Source organism: Paenibacillus sp. Y5S-9, from assembly GCF_036894235.1.
Classification (GTDB): Bacteria; Bacillota; Bacilli; order Paenibacillales; family Paenibacillaceae; genus Paenibacillus.
In genome coordinates, this window is sequence record NZ_CP145887.1 from 6,604,106 (window position 1) to 6,621,810 (window position 17,705).

Annotated in this window: 14 protein-coding genes and 1 pseudogene; 2 read left to right on the forward strand and 13 right to left on the reverse strand. The window is 48.2% G+C overall.

Annotated features, from left to right (window positions below):
- Positions 1-40: 40 nt before the first annotated feature.
- The 7 genes from V6669_RS28985 to V6669_RS29015 form a co-directional block, all read right to left on the reverse strand.
- Entirely contained in the window at positions 41-1,417 is a 1,377-nt protein-coding gene (locus tag V6669_RS28985) for an ATP-binding protein (RefSeq protein ID WP_338589216.1), read from the reverse strand.
- A complete protein-coding gene (locus tag V6669_RS28990; RefSeq protein WP_338589218.1) occupies positions 1,414-2,169 on the reverse strand; it encodes a response regulator transcription factor in 756 nt (251 codons plus the stop codon). The genes V6669_RS28985 and V6669_RS28990 overlap by 4 nt, the downstream gene beginning before the upstream one ends.
- Positions 2,170-2,224: 55 nt before the next feature.
- Positions 2,225-2,869: an SDR family oxidoreductase gene (locus V6669_RS28995; protein ID WP_338589220.1), complete on the reverse strand. Its 645-nt coding sequence runs from the start codon at positions 2,867-2,869 to the stop codon at positions 2,225-2,227.
- 316 nt (positions 2,870-3,185) lie between these two features.
- A complete protein-coding gene (locus V6669_RS29000) occupies positions 3,186-4,367 on the reverse strand; it encodes an NAD(P)/FAD-dependent oxidoreductase (RefSeq protein WP_036606574.1) in 1,182 nt (393 codons plus the stop codon).
- 24 nt (positions 4,368-4,391) lie between these two features.
- Complete coding sequence (locus V6669_RS29005; protein ID WP_017691658.1) at positions 4,392-4,838, reverse strand: DUF1641 domain-containing protein; 447 nt, start codon at positions 4,836-4,838, stop codon at positions 4,392-4,394.
- Positions 4,839-5,519: 681 nt separating this feature from the next.
- The gene (locus tag V6669_RS29010) at positions 5,520-7,319 is read right to left on the reverse strand and encodes a sigma-70 family RNA polymerase sigma factor (protein ID WP_338589225.1); all 1,800 of its coding nucleotides are present in this window, start codon (positions 7,317-7,319) and stop codon (positions 5,520-5,522) included.
- Between the two features lie 37 nt (positions 7,320-7,356).
- Positions 7,357-8,289, reverse strand: coding sequence for a hypothetical protein (locus V6669_RS29015; protein WP_051447001.1), 933 nt, complete (start codon positions 8,287-8,289; stop codon positions 7,357-7,359).
- Positions 8,290-8,479: 190 nt separating this feature from the next.
- Here V6669_RS29015 and V6669_RS29020 point away from each other — a divergent pair, with 190 nt between their 5' ends.
- The gene (locus V6669_RS29020; RefSeq protein ID WP_074092719.1) at positions 8,480-8,656 is read left to right on the forward strand and encodes a CsbD family protein; all 177 of its coding nucleotides are present in this window, start codon (positions 8,480-8,482) and stop codon (positions 8,654-8,656) included.
- 166 nt (positions 8,657-8,822) lie between these two features.
- Here the strand turns inward: V6669_RS29020 and V6669_RS29025 are convergent, their stop codons facing one another.
- Positions 8,823-9,824 carry an NAD-dependent epimerase/dehydratase family protein gene (locus tag V6669_RS29025; protein ID WP_338589230.1) on the reverse strand — a complete coding sequence of 334 codons (1,002 nt, stop codon included), beginning with the start codon at positions 9,822-9,824 and terminating at the stop codon, positions 8,823-8,825.
- A gap of 152 nt (positions 9,825-9,976) precedes the next feature.
- Here V6669_RS29025 and V6669_RS29030 point away from each other — a divergent pair, with 152 nt between their 5' ends.
- Positions 9,977-10,495 (forward strand): cupin domain-containing protein, encoded by a 519-nt coding sequence (locus tag V6669_RS29030; protein ID WP_338589233.1) that lies wholly within the window; start codon positions 9,977-9,979, stop codon positions 10,493-10,495.
- A gap of 208 nt (positions 10,496-10,703) precedes the next feature.
- On the opposite strand, the gene V6669_RS29035 is transcribed toward V6669_RS29030, so the two are convergent.
- The 5 genes and pseudogenes from V6669_RS29035 to V6669_RS29055 form a co-directional block, all read right to left on the reverse strand.
- A complete protein-coding gene (locus V6669_RS29035; protein WP_338589235.1) occupies positions 10,704-11,363 on the reverse strand; it encodes a TVP38/TMEM64 family protein in 660 nt (219 codons plus the stop codon).
- 268 nt (positions 11,364-11,631) lie between these two features.
- A pseudogene (locus tag V6669_RS29040) lies at positions 11,632-12,066 on the reverse strand (HNH endonuclease); the annotation flags it as partial.
- Between the two features lie 1,591 nt (positions 12,067-13,657).
- The gene (locus tag V6669_RS29045) at positions 13,658-14,833 is read right to left on the reverse strand and encodes an acyltransferase (protein WP_338589237.1); all 1,176 of its coding nucleotides are present in this window, start codon (positions 14,831-14,833) and stop codon (positions 13,658-13,660) included.
- Between the two features lie 281 nt (positions 14,834-15,114).
- Positions 15,115-16,461, reverse strand: a complete 1,347-nt coding sequence (locus V6669_RS29050) for a deoxyribodipyrimidine photo-lyase (RefSeq protein WP_338589239.1) — start codon at positions 16,459-16,461, stop codon at positions 15,115-15,117.
- Between the two features lie 27 nt (positions 16,462-16,488).
- Positions 16,489-17,652: a response regulator gene (locus V6669_RS29055; protein ID WP_338589241.1), complete on the reverse strand. Its 1,164-nt coding sequence runs from the start codon at positions 17,650-17,652 to the stop codon at positions 16,489-16,491.
- Between the last annotated feature and the right edge of the window lie 53 nt (positions 17,653-17,705).

Below are 17,705 nucleotides of genomic sequence, written 5' to 3' on the forward strand. Positions count from 1 at the left end.
GATCTGATGCTTATCAGTATATAAGAGAAGAATGAGAATTTCATGAGAGCGGCCCGTTCTGAACCGATAAAGGCAAAATAATCGAAGCCTCGGTGCCTTCACCCTCGGTGCTGGTCAGTTCGATCCGTGCTCCAACTGCTCCTGCAAGCTCTTTGGCAAGTGACAATCCCAGACCTGAACCACTTGCGCCTAGGCTACGTGTTCTGGCCGGATCAACCCGGTAGAATCGGTCAAATACCTTCTCCAGCTCTTCCTCCCGCATACCAATTCCGGTATCCACGATCCGAATTCGGCACTCTTGCCCCTTGGCTTCCAGCCTGACTTCAATTGCATCTTCACTATACTTCCGGGCATTATCCAGCAAAATAAACATTAGCTGCTTCAGCTTGCTCTCATCGCTGATCGCCCAGATTGAACCTGGATCTTCACACCGGACTTCGCGGTGATAGGCTTCGCGAAACGCACGTGTGGAGTCTGTCGCCAGTCTCGTAATATCCACACGCTCCAACTGTACATTCCACTGCTCTGGCTGCTTCGCGAGCAGTAGCAGTTGCTCGGTCATCTCTCGCATGCGAACCGATTCGGACAGAATCGCTTCCACCGCTTCATCAAATACCTCGGGCCGCTCTTTCCCTCGCCGCTGTAGCAGACTGGCATAGCTTTCAATAATGGTCAGCGGTGTTTTGAGCTCATGAGATGCATCGGATACAAACCGTTCTTGTCGTTCAAAGTTGGATTCGAGCAAGTCCATCATCCGGTTAAATGTCTGTCCCATCGTTTTCAGTTCATCTTTCGATCCTTCCTCCAATGGAAGACGCTTGAATTGGCCGCTGGACTGAATGTCACTCATCGTGCGTGTCATCTGCTGAATCGGTCTGGTCATCCGATTCGCCAGAATCCGGCTGGAGATAATGGCTGGAATGAGAGCAATAATTGTGACTGCCACAAGCACAGTCCGAAGTACAGACAGACGATTCTCCGTCTCTGCAATGCTCTCGGTGACCTGTACATTCACCACCTCGCCATCAGGCCAGATGACCGGGACTGATACCCACACATAACCAATCTGTTCAACTTGGGTATACTCCGATTTTTTCTCACTTTCGTACTTATAAGGTAGCTTGCTCAGCTGCTCGGAAGCTGCTGTTGTTGTCACCGGGGAACTGGTGCCGTCTTCATTAACGATCCGAAGCATGCCGTTCACAGGCGCGTAGGCCCGCAACAAGTCATCCGGCGGAATGGAGCCGGCAGACTGACGCACTCCTTTGACAATAGACTCCGCTTCCGCTTCCACCCGATTAACCTCGTTATCAATGGACATCCGTTCAAACACGATGTAGACCGACAGGTTCACCGCGATTAACAGCACAGCAAATAATACAGACGAATACCCGTAGATTTTACTGCGCAGGCTCATAACTGTTCCTTCAGGACGTATCCTACGCCCCGTACGGTATGTATTAAGGGTGGTGTGAATCCGTTATCCACCTTTTTGCGCACATAACGGATGTACACATCCACCACATTGGTATCTCCATAATAATCGTATCCCCACACGGCCTGCACGATCTGGTCACGACTGAGCACCTGACGTTGATTCTGCAGCAGATACACGAGCAGGTCGAACTCACGTGGAGTAAGCTCAATGGCCACACCATCTCGGGATACCTCTCGCGTACCTTCATTCAGTTTCAACCCGGCAGCCGTCAACCAGCCCGCCTCAGCTTCATCCTGATGCCCAGAAGAGCCATTCCCCGTATCAGCAGGTGTAGACGAAGAAGCGGAAGAAGCAACCGACGCCACTGCACTAAGCCGCAATGCAGCTCGAACTCGGGCAAGCAGCTCTTCAATCTGGAACGGCTTGGTGATGTAATCATTGGCTCCGAGATCCAGGCCAGATACTTTGTCTTCTACCGAATCTTTGGCAGTGAGCATAATGATCGGAACTGTAGCGTCTTTGGCCCGAACTCGACGCAACACCTCAATGCCACTCAGACCAGGCAACATCACATCCAGCAGAATCAGATCCCACTGTCCTTCTGCATACTTCTCCAGTCCTTCTGTTCCACTACCAGCCTTGCCTACCTGATAGCCCTCATACTGTAGTTCCAGTTCCAGCAGACGTGCTATTTTGGGCTCATCCTCTATGACCAGCACGGCTTCGTTCATGCAGCGCTCCCCCTCATCCCCATCATTTCATTCTCCCGTTATCTTACAATAACATCTACAATTTGCCCAAGGCATCTTCAACCGGATGCTCCCCGGCAATCAGATCAAAGGCCATCCGGTACGTCTTCTCTTCCTGCAAAGAAGCCACGATGACACGGGCCACATCTTCACGCGGGATGCTTCCCGGCTCCAGATCGGTTCCAACTGCAATCTTGCCTGTGCCCGGTTCATTCTTGAGACCACCTGGACGTATAATCGTGTAATTGAGATCACTTGCAAACAACGCACGATCCGCATAATGTTTCGCCACGTAATAAGGCTTGATGGACTCTGACCATTTCTCCCGTTGATCTGCGCCATACGCACTGACCAGAATATATCTGGAGATTCCTTGCTGCTCTGCGGCTTCCATCGTTTTCACCGCACCGTCGAGATCAATCAGCAGTGTTTTGTCCTGACCGGTAGATCCGCCAGAACCTGCCGTAAATACAATGGCATTATGATCCTTCATTGCCTCAGCCAAGTCCTCTACACTACCCTCCAGGTCACCAATTACCACTTCGGCACCGAGTTCCTTCAGTGCATCCGCCTGCTCCGGTTTGCGGATCATGGCCGTTACTTTATGTTTGCCTTCCTGTGCCAGCTGCTCCACCACAAACTTGCCGATTTGTCCATTTGCTCCTATAACTAAAACGTTCATACGTCATTCTCCTCTCAGTTGAACGGATGGCTTGTTGTTGCTCCCCGTTCCTTTTATTTAAAGATGCTCATCCTATAATTTAAACGAAAGCCGGCGCTTCTAAGCGCCGGCTTCATGTCCATGCCTGTTCAGTACCTCTATGAAATGTGAATTCTTCCGTTGTCCCATTAATATGCCATATACCCTAGGTGGTTTATACGCCACCTCACATTGACCACTTCTGCCATACCTTTTTCCCATCTGAATATCTGTTTTCCTTTGTAATGGTTACAACCAAAAAGGACGCCCAAAAGGGCGCCCTTGAATGGCATGAAGATTAGTAAGCCAGTGCGAACAAACCGTGAATATGAGCCAGGTAACGGATGTTACTTGCTTCTTTCATCATGGTTGCAGGCAGACCTTTCAGACGAGTCTGGTTGCCACCGATCATGCCGACAGCATCTTTACGACCCAGACTTCCCAGCGTACCGGAGAATACTGGTGTGAAGGATTCCATTGCGCCACCTTTGAACATAACGCCCAGGTTGTGACCAATAGTCTCACCCATTTGCCAAGCCAATTGTGCTGTTGGAGGGTAAGGGCGAGCGCCTTCGCTAGGGAAGACCACTGCGCTGTCACCAGCAACAAACACGTCTTTGTGTGAAGTAGATTGCAGAACTTCCGTAACTTTCGCACGGCCACGATCCACTTCAATTCCGCTGTTAGCAACAACAGCGTTGCCTTGTACGCCACCTGTCCATACGAGTGTGTTCGTAGGGATGGAGCTGCCGTCTTTCAGCAGAACTTCGTTTTCTTTCATCTCGGTAATCGCTACGCCAACGATGAAGTTAACGCCACGTTTCTCAAGACTTGATTTAGCACGTTCAACCAGCTCTGGCGGGAATCCTGCCAGGATGGAAGGACCTGCTTCAACTGTGTACAGGGATACTTCTTTGAAGTCGATGCCTTTTTCTTGACATACTGCAGGAAGCAGGTCAGCGAATTCGCCAACAAGCTCAATACCTGTCAAGCCGCCGCCACCAATAACAAACGTAGCGTCTGCTTTGTTGCCGGACTGTTTGTAAGCATCAAGACGTGCTTCAACGTGTGCACGAATACGGTTTGCATCGCTAACCGATTTGAGCGTGAAGCTGTACTCTTGCAATCCCGGAATTCCGAAGAATGCCGTTTCGCTACCCAAGGCAACGACAAGTGCATCGTAAGAGTATGTGGAGCCGCTGGTCATCAGAACTTTCTTCTCGTCCGGCTTGATTGTATCCACCGTATCGATTTTCAAGTTCACGTTTTTGCCACGCAGCAATTTTTCGAGTGGAAGAGCAACTGCTTGTTCAGCAATGCTTCCCGCTGCAAGACGGTGCAGTTCCGTGATAATTTGGTGTGTAGGGTAACGGTTCACGACAGTAATTGTCGCTTCTTCCGGAGACAAGTATTGACGTGCAGTCAATGCAGTCAACAGACCGCCGTATCCTCCACCCAAGATCAAAATTTGCTTCGACATATCCATCCTCCGTTCTTCTAAGTCTTAACGTTTCGGTTGTTGACGCTCGTTCAGGATGCTCAAGAAAGATTGAGCAAAACGAAGCGATTGTTGTACGTTTGGATCTTTAAGCATTTTCAGCATAGCGAACAAGCCAACTGAAGTTTGCTCTGTTTGCGCACGGTCATTGGCTTCGATAGCAGCAGAAGCTACACCTTTAGCTTTGTCTACAACAGGCTTAGCGAACTCGCCCATTGCGCTCATTGTGTCGCTGATCAGAACTTTGTCTGTTGCTACACTTTGTGCAAAGTCATAAGCTTTGGTCATAGCAGTAACCATTTCAGCCAATTTAGGCAGGTTCTCCACCAGAACGGTTAAAGACTCCTGTACCTCAGGCTTCATCAGTTGATCCAGAACGTCCAAGGACTGGCGCTCGGAAACGTTGGCACCTTCTGTAACTGGCACCTCTTGTTGAGTAGGCGATTGTGACATAAGAGAAAGTCCTCCTTTACTTTGGGATAGAAGTCCGCGACTTTCATGATGCCTGTCAAGCAGAGCCGAACCACAAAATACATCGAATACATCTAAATGTACCAAATTTCACACAATAGGATGAGCGTAGCTCATGGCCACTCCCATATCATGCATTGTATCTTGGATCTATTGCGGACAACATGTGTTGACGCACAAAACGACAAGCAGGCCGAAACCGAACTCTATACCCTTATATTACACCTCTTACACATGAACATGAAAAAGAAATTTTTTACACTTGTGAAGATATTGTGAACATTGTAGCAAAATCGATTTTTTTGTCAAGCATTGCGGTCGGATTAAAATCGATTATTCTCCTGTCCCAGATCCGTCATCCTACCACATGTGGTATGAAGACAAGATCCCATATGACCATATGTGCGATATGTACACAAGGAAGGATTTTTTCAACTAATGATTCAGGAATTGTTTTCCAAAATCATGAATTTCATGCAACGAAATTGGTCACTGTCGTTATTATGCAGCTAGGGGTACAGCCTTATTCCTGAAATGACATCATTTCTTGTTCAAGTATGAACCTATTCTGGCATGAAAGCAAAAAAGACACCAAGAAGGCCTGACGAATCGTCATACCTCCTGATATTTTGCTTTACTATACGCCCGATTGAATCATTCAGGTCATCCCATAACTATTCCTGGGGAATGCTGAGCCATTCCTTCAAGCAACGCTTTTATTACAACGACGGCGGCTCGCTCCAATTCCTCCACTTCCAGAAGTATCGAGATAGCCTGATCGGCATGAAGCTTCTCATCAGGCAGTCCTCCTTCTGGAAAAGGAAATAGTTCCGCGAGTGTATTTAACTTTTGGGACATGTTTCGATATAACTCTTCTGCCTGAAGACAGAATGGAATCAAGCTGGAATAACAGGCAGTCGACGCCCACTGTAGAGAAAGTTCTTTGAAAAACTCACTTGCATAACGTCTTGCATCCCACAAAACCGCAATGTTATAGGCGTGACCGTTCGGTTCTACCCGTCTATATTCTAGGGCTTCTCTCCAAACTGCATAGACAGCAAGACCACTGACAGTGTTCGGCAAGGTATAAGGGTCCTCCCCACGATAATGAGCCAAAACAGCTGTTAGTGCCGCGTGCAAGTTCATTTCTCGTATCATGCCATCTGATTCCGCTGCCAGCACAAATACTTCCTGATTCACACCCCGGCCTACATGATCATAGGGAATTGTTCCTGATTTAATGAAATCGGTACCGTATAGGGTCCGGGCTGCGTCATCATAGCCATAGATCAACCCGAATTCGGGAATATTCAGGTCCCACACAACGGCCGGAATTCCCCGATGAATGGAGTAACGTATCAAGGAAAGGGCCTGAACAAGTCTTGGATTAAGCAACCTTTTCCCCTTCGCTTTCTCCTCTAGCATCGAAGGATCGACCAGATTGGCATTAAGTCCCGCTTCGCTCGCCAAAGCCTCAACCGCATGGGAACGATAACCCATATGTTGCAATCCTCTTGTAAGCACCTCTTTGAAGTTATAGGCGGTAGGTCCAGCGATATGTATGTCCTGAGGCAGGATGGTCAGACGAAAAGAAAGTCCACTCATCCCCATAACCATGGGAAGAGACGGAGATGGACCGATATAACCTAACATCTCGTGAATGGATGCTGCTGCCGAGTTCCAGGTTTGGGGAGCCCGAAACGAAAGGGGCTCCTCCAGAGTCACTCGATTTTGCCCAAGTGAATTCCACTCTGCCAGCATTTCTTCTACAGATAAATGAATATGAAACTGAGACACTTTTTTACGTGAACGGGACAGAATTTGATACACATTGGCAATTGTCAGATTGAATTTGTAGGCCATTTCTTGCGGTGACAGCTGCTCCATCCAATATGATGTGAAGACCTGTTGTTCTCTTTCATTCAGACAACCCAACAGCCTGTGGAGATTGTTCCTCATTTCCTGCTGAACAACAGCTTGATACGGATCATAGCCTGTCTCCTGCGATCTCCAATTTGAGTCATTCAGAAGATGATTCAGCGTCATGTCGAGTAAGTCTTGATCGCTCCATGAGGTATCATCGGCTCCAAATCCAAATGCAAAAAACGAAGAAAAATGTTGTTCCCGCTGCTGCTTTTGGCGCTGCATATGTGAGTACGCCTGATTACGAATAATACGCTGCATCCAGGCCATAAAACGCTCAGCATTCTGAAGCTGTCCCATATGAATGAACGCACGAATAAGCCCATCCTGTAAAATGTCTTCTGCGAGATAAGAATCATACGTAAGTGCTCGCACATAACGAAACAATTGCCCACGGTGACGGTGAATCAAATCTCCAAAAGCCTCTGTATCCCCCGTTTGGGCTCGTTGGATAAGCGTGATATCCGGCTCATTTTGACGATCCTCTAATATCTCATCTTCCCCTGGCCTGATATGGCGATTATTAGTTAATCCATCCATGTATATCTCCCTTCCTTATAACGCCGCTCCACTTTCATTACTCCATCTTCAGAATAGAAGCTTCGATCATGGCTTCCGTCTCCGCGAGTGCCACCATGATTGTCGCAGCAGCCTCCCAGTTCCGAGAGACAAGACGGGATTGGCATTCCCCGAATTGGCGGGATTGTGCGTATTTCAAAGCAGATAGGTCAGGATGGATTGTTTTAAAAAACAAACCATAATCATGGGCACGACGCGCGCCTACTGGCAGAGCAAAATACACATAATGAGCCCACTCATTATCATCGATTGCTCCAGCACGAACCTGTTCCGCCTTATGCAGAATGGCTGAAGCTCCGGTTCGTCCTTCCTGTGCAGCAATATCATGGGTCTGTTCTGTAAGGGTTGATTTGAACCAAGTAAAAGCCCGACGGTTAATCTCCTCCAGATCAGGATGTTCAATGCGTTCAGGACTCCACCATCTTCGATACACACCGCTACTCCATGGGAATTCAGACTTCCATGCTTCCTCAAGTTTATCCAGTGTCAGGAAGACATTGGGGAATCCGGCTGGGTCATGCAGGCATATTTCATCGCCCTCCATGCTCAACGCCACTACATAATGATCGCAACCACCCAGGTTGGGAGAGTTGGGATTGTAGACGAGTTTGCCCATATCCAGCGGACCCATCATGACAGGACCCTGCTTCAAAGCCTCTCTTAGCTCATCTACAGGCATCTCTGTACCTCGTGCTTGCACACTTTCGCGCACACTAAATCCCAGAATGCTCATCGCCTTGCTGATGGCCAGATCAGGACTAGATGTACAGTCATCAAAAAACAGAAGGTCTTCCTGCGTGCGGAAAGCTCCCAGGGAAAAGCCACCTATAGCTTCAAGGACACTCGGGTCAACCTTTTCTCCGATGGACGACAGCAGCATTGAAGCTGAATTAGCATAACAATACGCACCATTGCCAATATAATTGCTCATATCATAACATCCTCTCATTCCTTTAATGAAGCACGCGACTATGCAATGCCTATACTTATACTGACTCTCCATACAGTTCATTTCTGACAGAATATCCAGAACAATTTCTGCCTGCATCACAATAGCAACGTTTAGAATAAGGACATCCCGGTTAATAAGGACTACACCAGAAACGAAGGAGATGTTCGATATGAGTAATTCAACTGGCGATAAAATCAAAGCAGGCGTAAATAAAGCCAAAGGCGAAGTGAAGGATCAGATCGGTAATGCAACCAACAACAGATCCCTTCAGGCTGAGGGTAAAAAAGACAAAGCCAAAGGTGCTGTACAGGATAAAATTGCCGACATTAAAAAAGATCATCACTAGATCCTTTTAATGTGAAGGTCCAACAGCACGATGATTTCGTGCAATAGATCGTTATGAACTAGCCTAACTGTCCGTGTTCGGATGAAATCTGAAAATGAGACGGAGGCGCAAAAAAGCCAAGGAAGGTGTTACTCAATACACCCTTCCCTGGCTTTTTTTGTGCGTTCTATACTGCTGGAACTGCGTATCTTGCCATATCGATAATGAAACTGCGCGTTTCCCTTGTTGTATGGTATTCACGACTGAACTGTCTGACCCATTCGGGATGTTCCCGATACCAACGGAAGGTTCTTTCCAATCCTTTTTCCAAAGTGGTTTGAGGTAACCACCCCAATTCCGCTCGCAATCTCCCTGAATGTACGACCAGACTGGACCCCCTGGACTGGGTTGGTTCTTGCTCCCGGATCTCTACAGCAGCTATAGATCGATCCATCGGTTTCAACAATTCCCCGATTTCCTGCATGGTTGTTCCAAGCCCTGTCGATATGTTATAGACCTGTCCATCTTTGCCTTTCAGCATGATCTGTTCAATGGCACGGAGGGCATCATCTACATACAAGAAATCACGTACTGCCGATCCCTGGATATCAAGAGGCAGTCCATCCAGCATTCGACCGAAGTTTCGGGGAATAATACGGTCTGGCAATTGCCATGGACCATAGAGGTTGGTCAAACGAAAGAGTTTGACTGGAAGCTGGTAACATTGAGCGTAGGAGTGAGCAAGCATTTCACACGCGACTTTGGATGCGGAATAAGGTGAGACAGGTGCATACGGATCTGATTCGTGATAGACTCTGCCCCAATCACCGCCATACACTTCAACGGATGAAGCCAGCAAGACTGGAATGTGATGTTCGGTCGCATATTGCAGAATAGCCTGTGTGCTGAGTGTATTATTGCGGAAAACTTCTCCTGGCTGATGATACGAATAATCCACGTGTGGCATGGCTGCCAGATGAATAATGTAATCTGTTCCTGGAGGCAGATGAATCCGGTCCGATGCAAGGTCACAACAGATGAACGGCATCTCATGCAGAGGAGAAATGTGAACAAGCCTCTGACAATAATCATCCCGATCCAGAAGGATAATTTGATGCCCCTTTTGCGCCAAATACTGCGAAAGATTAAATCCCACAAATCCAGAAGCCCCTGTAATCACAATGTTCACACACGATTCCCCCTTGCGATTTATACAACGAGTGCATTGAAGAGAGTATATGTACTGAGTATAACCTTAAAATGATACATTTTGTATCATTTTACAATTGTTTTTTGTTCGTCTTTGAGTTTATAGGGTAATTTATAGTGAGGTGATGTGAGATGAATGAACGGAAAAAGGACATAGAGACGTTATTCCTTCAGGATGACGGTGTAATTCCCAATCATCCGACCCTGCCTGTGCTTTTGTATAAGAATGTATGGGCTGAAGAGGCTCTTCATGCAGAATCGTTGCTGAACCGTAATGGATGGGGGAATAGCTGGTTGAATGGTGTGTTCAATTATCATCATTATCATAGTAATGCTCATGAGGCTCTTGCTGTGGTGAGTGGATTCGTGGAACTGATTTTAGGCGGAGAAAATGGACAGAAAGTTTACCTTCAGACAGGCGACGTTGTCGTGCTTCCCGCTGGAACAGGGCATAAACGTTTGGAGTCCAGCACGGATTTTCGTATTGCCGGTGCTTATCCGGGCGGCATGAGTTACAACACACGCACAGGTGAGGAAGACGATCGTGCCAAGGCTCTTCAGGAAATTCGAAAGGTTCCGATCCCAGATACCGATCCCGTCTATGGGCAGCACGGACCGCTACTAGAAATCTGGAATGGGAAGAAATCTTAATACAGTGATGATCATAAAGACGATTGGACAATGCACAAGCGAAGTTGGTTCAGTAATCAAGGATGAAAAATAGACTGTTCCCCGGACAAGTAGGAGAATCATGCCGGAGTACAGTCTATATGTTTTTCTTTAATCTCTAATCAATCGCACGCTAGCAACTTTTAGTTCCGTTCCGTACTCGCAAGTCGGATACCACTGTACCCCGAAACTAAGAGGAAATCGATTTTCCAGAGGGTTGATTCAGATCATGTAGATCTTCACCATCTGACGATGACCGGGTAAAGTGTCGCTCCAGTTTGCGGCTTGCCCACAGGGATATCGCAATAAACAGCAATACGCCTACCCAGCGTACAGGGTGCTCCAGAAATTGTTCCACATTGGAACCGATATACGTAACAGAGAAAATCATGATCGCTTTACCACAACCCACTGCAAGCAGGAAGGATAACAATCGCATTCGCGCGATACCTGCCGCCACATTAATAATGACGAATGGACCTACCGGGAAGATACTCAGCAGAAAAACATAACTGAATGCATTCCTTCGAATCCATACCATGCTGCGTTGCACACGAGGTTTGCGTGCCCATCGCTCTACAAAGGCGGATTTCCCAATCTCCCGCACAATCAGGAACGTAACGGTACAACCGAGCACCATGCCGATCCATGAATATAAAAATCCTGCCCACAGACCATATACCGCACCGTTCACGCCTACAATTAATAGCGTTGGAAGCGGCGGCACAAATGATTTCATAAACGTAAGTAAAATTCCCGGTAACGGGCCAAGGGAGCGAAACTTCTCCAGCCAGAAACGAATATTTTCTTCCGTAATATATGACATAATGTCCAATGCTGCCGGGGTCATCTGCATCCATCCAATCTATACAGTCTAAATTCTCAGGCTTGATGTTCACTATACATTTCATCATTCATATGGATGATGAAGCTTCTTTAGTAACTCCCTCCCAGTATAACGTACATCTTCGATGAACACCGTTGTCAATTTGAAGAAATTATTGCACAGCAAACTCACTTCCCACCCAAATCAGAATTAAATCAAAAAAGCACACCTCGACCTCTGTGGTCTTGGTGTGCTCTTCATATCAAAACCCCGATTCCATCTTCGGGGGCATTTATCCTTCTTCCAGCTGCGCTTCCTGCATGGCCATTTCAATCAGTTCTGCCTGATGTGCAGCATTCCATTCGGGAATACCGGAACGCATGAACTCTTCGGCATCCATCGCTGCTTTGGACTGGTTGCACAGATTACAGGCGCAGACACAGTTGAGCGGGGTGGTATGTCCACCTTTGGCACGCGGCAGCAGATGGTCAATCGTATCTCCATACGATCCACAGAAGTAACAAGTGTAGTGATCCCGGGTCAGAATATACCGTTTGAAATCCTTGTTGCTGAACAATCGGCGAATCGTGTACCGATTGACCACCACAGCGGCTTTTTCCTTCACCAGCGTGACCGCAAGCTCCATGTCCACTTCCTGATGCCAGCGTCTGCCCTTGTCGGTCTTGCCTCGCATCCGCACCATACCTTGCCGGTTGGTCCGGAGCGAAGCCGGATCTTCCGGGTCGATAGCGACCGGGGCCGACGGCGTCTGGCGGCGAGGACGGCCATCCGTGCCAGCACCGTGACTACGGCTGGCATGGGCGGGTCGCTGCCCGGATGTAACGCGGGCAGCGTCTTCGCCGTTCGCCTTGGGCGCACGCTCCTTGCGCGCCTGGCGCGGCTTGGACCCTGGCGAGCCAGGCTGGCGCACGGGCGCAGGAGGCCCTGCCTCCGCAGCAGCCCCCGGCGCTTGCCGAGGCTTGCGCCCGGTGGCGGCAGGCTGTGCCTCCGCCGCCGTAGGTGCAGCGACCGTGGTGGCATCGCCACGGTCGCTCAAGGCCGGCGCATGGGCCTCAGCAGCTATGCTGCGGGCCTGCCCTGCGCCGGGCGCGAGCGCGGCAGCACGCTTGCGGCGCCGCTTGCGCTTGCGTTTGGCTGCGGTCGGTTGATCCGCAGCCATGGGCTCTGCTGCCGGGCCTTGCGGCGCAGCTGGCAGCAGAGCCTGGTGGGCCGCCGCAGCTTGCTCGGCGGCCTGCCCTGCAGCGGCTGCTCGCGCGCCAGCCCGCTGTGCAGTGCCCTTATCATTCGCAGCAGCATGAACCTCCTGCGAATGCCCTTCTACCCCACGCCAGCGCTCACCTGGCTGTGGCTTATCTCCTACCTCACCCGCCAAACCATCCTGCTCCAGACTCGTCTCTCTCAGCTCATTGCCCGTTATGCTCTCTGAACGCTTGCTCTTCCTCCGTCTTCTCCTCTTCTTCCGAATACCCGAAGAAGAGGGTGAGGAAGTCACCAAGTCAGCATGTTCATCGTCATTCGAAGATGAAGAGTCTACTGACGGTTGAGACACCAGACTTCTGTCAGACTCAGCCAACGTAGCAGTTCCCTGCTCCATAACATGAGAGGTACGACCTGCCTCATTTCTTGCAGATGCAGAGGGTCTGGCAGTAACAGCACGTGTCTCCAAGCCATCCCGTTGACGCCCGATCCGTTCATTCGTTTGCCCGCTCACGCTTGAACCTGCATCGTGGTCAGCCTGTCCACCGAGCTGACGACAGCTGCGGCAGGCTCCCCGCCTGGCTCCGGGACCTGCCCGCTTTCCGGTTCTGCGCCGGAATTCGGACATCGGCCGCTGTTGTCCGCAATACATACACGTTTTGCTCAGTCGCGCTTCTTGTTCCGTCTTTCCTTGCCGGAAAGGGGCTGGACCCGTCTCCATGTTGTCACCTCGGTTCCGTATGAATCCGGTTTCTTTCTATTGTATCACATCTGCTCGCGAACACCCTCATGGCCAAAAGCCTGATAATCTTTCGAATTGTACTCCTGAGTCTGTTCACTGCATTCGTGAAGAATGTGTTCCACATATTCCAATATATCTTGCATCGGTCTCCCGCATTTTTCGCATGTTGTCATTATATTCACCTTAATCCTGTTATCCATAATGTATTATCGTTCCGCCTTATGATTACCCCTCATTCATGAAAAAGAAACACTCGTTCCCCACATCCAGCATATCTGTATAGACGAAAAAACCGTTCCCTGCTCTCCCCTAAGGTCGACCAAGAAACGGTTTATTATTCCTGTGTTGGAAAACCATCTTAACGAACGTCCAGTTGGCCCGAGTTCTGTTGTGGGACGAGACGTGGTTTGGGTTTTGGCAGATTGCCAAAGATGACCCATGCATATGGAACAAACCTTGCCGTCAATCCAACGACGATCCACGAAGCGATTAGAGCTACACCGAATCCTCCGGCATACCACAGATGCACTAACCAGGAAACACCTGTTTGCGGTGGAAATTCACGATACACCAGCAGGAAGAAGGGATGGATCAGATAGATGCCAAAGGACAATGCCCCAAGCCGATTCAGCGGCTTGACGATGAGTGAAGGCCCTTTGCGATAGAGCAGATAGGCAATCTGGATAAGCACCAGCGCACAAGCAAAGGTATGCACATTCCAGAAGAATTCATACCACAGTGTGTTATACGTTGCGATCTTCAGACGCAGCAGGTAATAGATATACACATGGCCAAGTCCGGCAATGATCCAGACCGCCCAGAGCAGAATCCATGAAGCTACGCGTCCTTTGGTTGCATTGGCCCGACTGATGACAAACCATTGCTTGATTTTAGGGAAATATACCCCGATAAAAGCACCCAGCATGAAATAGGAGAAGTATGAGAACGCCCAGCTTCCCTTGTTGGGTACCTGGAATCCATATTTATTACTTACGATAAATGCCCATTGAATCAATAATCCAATCGGAACAGACCATTTCACCACAGAAGGATACTTCTTAAGCAACCATAACACCAATGGGAATAACAGATAAAATTGCATGTTAATAAACACAAAGTACAGATGCGTATAGGCTTTACCCGTAAACAATTTCGTAATGAAACTTACAGCCGATTCGCCAAACGGTCGGCCCTGATAATGCGTGAAATGCAGAATAACAAAATACATCAATGAAAACAGGAAGTACGGAAGCAAAATATACACAAATCTTTTCTTGTAAAAGTTACTCACGAGTTTCTTATCCAGCGGACGGGAATAATAGTTATAGAACAGGACAAAACTGCTCATAAAAATAAAGGTTGGCGTACCATATTTCATAAAGATATTAATAAAGTTGTACAGCCAGTAGTAGCCTGAGCCCGTCATGTCCACAGTCGCATAAGACGTGGAATGCACGCACAGTACGCCGATAATTGCCATGGCACGCACCAGATTCAGCTCTGGAATTCGCTCTCTTTTCAGTGTTTCACTCATGTTTACGTTTCTCCTTAATGTGTTCGTCAATATGTCAGATATGACTTAATACAATAAAGCTCTCTATCTATTAAAAGCCATAATGCTTAAGATGGATAGTCCATTTTCTTAACAATTCCTAAATTTTCAACACATTTCACACTATTTTCATGTCTATATATGTAAAAAAGACCGCGAGTACGCGGTCTGTGGGACATCCTGCTCTCAACCAAATGAATATTGGATCAACCGGATGAAAATGGTGAATTTGGGTTTGGGCATGAATCCACCCCTGACTGAGTCTACTTCCCACGACTCGCCAGAATCTGTTTATACACGTCAATTGCCGCCTGTCTGGATGCCTTCAGATCAACAATGGCATCCTTGCGCGGCTGATGGATATCCTTGCTATGCAGATCCTTCAAATCTGGCAACCACTTTCGAATGTAGTCTCCTTGAGGATCGTACTTCTCCGATTGCGTTACCGGATTGTTCACCCGGAAATATGGAGCTGCGTTCTCACCAAGCGAGGCGCACCACAGCCAGTTACCTCGGTTCTGAATGTTATCATAGTCACTCAGCTTGCGCCTGAAATAGGCTTCACCCAAGGTGAATGGGCATTGCAGGTTTTTGGTGAGAAACATCGCCGTGAGAATCCGCAGCCGATTCGGCATATGTCCAGTTTCGTTCAATTCCGTCATCGCTGCATCAATAATCGGAATGCCTGTCTCCGCCTTGCACCAACGTTCAAAGTGATCATCATGGAGAGCCGAGAGATCGTACACCTTTTCATATGTAAAATAGTGACTCTCATAGACCGCTCGATACAGATAGAAGTCGCGGAAACACAACTGCCTGATCCATTCCCCAGCCTCAGCCGTGCGACTCGCCGCATCATACATTTTGCGAATGGATACAGCTCCCACAGCTACGTAAGAACTGAGATGACTTGGCTCGTACGCCTCATATTCATCCCGATGATCACCATATTCAGCAATTCGATCTGACAAAAATTGATCCAACAGCAGATGCGGGTCCTCGTCATTCGAACCACTGCCCTCCAGCAACTCCGGAGGTACCTGCATTGCATCCGGCCATTCAATCTGACGATCACTCACCTTCAACTCTGCAACCGTTGTTGCCGAAGGAAGGTTGGGATGTTCATTCATGAATTCCACCCACCGCCGATGAAAAGCCGCAAATACCTTATAAGGCTCCGACTTGCCTGTAAAATTGGCAAATCCATTCAGATCCATCAGCAGATGATCCGTCAGTTGTGTGAACGTAACCTCGCGTGCCTCACTGACTTTGCGTATGGCCCTATCCCGCTCGATTGCATATGGCGTCATATCCCGATGGACCACAATCTCGTTAATCTCACCTTTGAATTCGTTCAAGATGAATTCAACCACTTCAGCTGGATTGCCATAAGCAACATGCAGTTTTCGTTTGGCTTCAAGATAACGTCTGCCTAATTCCGCTGCATGCTGCCTAAAATTCACACCGCTGTGTTCCTTCTCTCGGCCTTGCCGCAGGAGAAATGCATCGTAGATGAGAACATGCACACTCTCTTCTTGGTGTTCCCGCAAATAATCGAATGCAGCCAGATCATCCGTACGCAAGTCTTTGCGGTGTATGAATAACTTCATGCCTCACCCTCCTGTCTGCACTTACGTTTATTTGTCCGTCAGGTTCTTATATAACCTGCTTGTTTCGGGCTCGGGCTGATACCCCAGATCCTCATTTAATGTCAATGTAAATGAATGATATAAACGAAGTATGCCTTGCTGATCATCCATGGATGCATACACTTCCATCATGAGTCGGCAGATCTCTTCCGAATAAGGCTCCCGTTCCTGCAATATCGTTAATTGCTCAATCGCTTCCTTGCCACGACCATGCTCCATGTCCCATCTCGCAATATCCATAACCAGCCCTGTGTACTTCCGTCTCAGTTCCCTTGCTTTGGCCTGTGCCCAGTGATAATCATGCTCTTCCAAATAATCGGCACGATAAAGCGGAATCATATGCCTCAAGTCATCAACATTGTCTGATGTGATGACGTTGTAGACCATGGATTTTTCGAATTGATCCACATCACTTACCAGATTGCCTGATAACAGGCGATAACGGTTCATATTGTACTCCAGCTTGCCTGTCATGTTCCATTCCTTAAACAGCTTTCGAATCTGGTATACGGAAGTATGTAGATGGGTTAATCCCTTTTCCTGGGAAACATCACCCCATAGCTTATCCAGCAGAATCTCCTTGCTTACCCATTCTTCCCTGTGATGAAACAAAAAAGCAAACAATTCCTGTGATTTGGTTGTGCGCCACTTATGTTTCTTGGCACCCTGATCCAAACTTCTGTAGATATCCAGATGTTTGAACGTAAGCAGCCCCGGAACTTCAGTATCCAACTCCACAGATACAGGTGCCGATTCCTGTATCTCGGCGGTGGCTGCAACTTGGGAAGTATGCGACATTATGCCCGCAATTCGATCAATGGTTTTGGTCAATCGGGCGGAGCTTACCGGTTTCAGTACATAATCCAGTGCATGTAGCTCAAATGCTTCCACTGCATGGTCCGCATAAGCCGTAACAAAGATGATACGAATACTCTGATCCAATTGCTGTATATATTCAGCCGCTTCCAGGCCATTCATCTCCGGCATTCCAATGTCCAAAAATACAACATCTACACGTTCGTTTGCCAGAAAATGCAGACCATCACGAGCTGTTGAAAAACATTGCACGGGTGTAATTCGTCCGTCCGCTCGTAGTAGTCGCTCCAGATGAAGCTGCGCTGGCTTCTCATCATCGATCACAATGGCTCTCACCGTTATTTCAGCCTCCTGCCATGAAAGATTCAATAGGAATACCGATTTTATCG

Bases quoted from the DNA above. Each gene is read 5' to 3' on its own strand.
- V6669_RS28985 (WP_338589216.1), bottom strand. From the start codon at position 1,417: ATGAGCCTGCGCAGTAAAATCTACGGGTATTCGTCTGTATTATTTGCT.
- V6669_RS28990 (WP_338589218.1), bottom strand. From the start codon at position 2,169: ATGAACGAAGCCGTGCTGGTCATAGAGGATGAGCCCAAAATAGCACGT.
- V6669_RS28995 (WP_338589220.1), bottom strand. From the start codon at position 2,869: ATGAACGTTTTAGTTATAGGAGCAAATGGACAAATCGGCAAGTTTGTG.
- V6669_RS29000 (WP_036606574.1), bottom strand. From the start codon at position 4,367: ATGTCGAAGCAAATTTTGATCTTGGGTGGAGGATACGGCGGTCTGTTG.
- V6669_RS29005 (WP_017691658.1), bottom strand. From the start codon at position 4,838: ATGTCACAATCGCCTACTCAACAAGAGGTGCCAGTTACAGAAGGTGCC.
- V6669_RS29010 (WP_338589225.1), bottom strand. From the start codon at position 7,319: ATGGATGGATTAACTAATAATCGCCATATCAGGCCAGGGGAAGATGAG.
- V6669_RS29015 (WP_051447001.1), bottom strand. From the start codon at position 8,289: ATGAGCAATTATATTGGCAATGGTGCGTATTGTTATGCTAATTCAGCT.
- V6669_RS29020 (WP_074092719.1), top strand. From the start codon at position 8,480: ATGAGTAATTCAACTGGCGATAAAATCAAAGCAGGCGTAAATAAAGCC.
- V6669_RS29030 (WP_338589233.1), top strand. From the start codon at position 9,977: ATGAATGAACGGAAAAAGGACATAGAGACGTTATTCCTTCAGGATGAC.
- V6669_RS29035 (WP_338589235.1), bottom strand. From the start codon at position 11,363: ATGACCCCGGCAGCATTGGACATTATGTCATATATTACGGAAGAAAAT.
- V6669_RS29045 (WP_338589237.1), bottom strand. From the start codon at position 14,833: ATGAGTGAAACACTGAAAAGAGAGCGAATTCCAGAGCTGAATCTGGTG.
- V6669_RS29050 (WP_338589239.1), bottom strand. From the start codon at position 16,461: ATGAAGTTATTCATACACCGCAAAGACTTGCGTACGGATGATCTGGCT.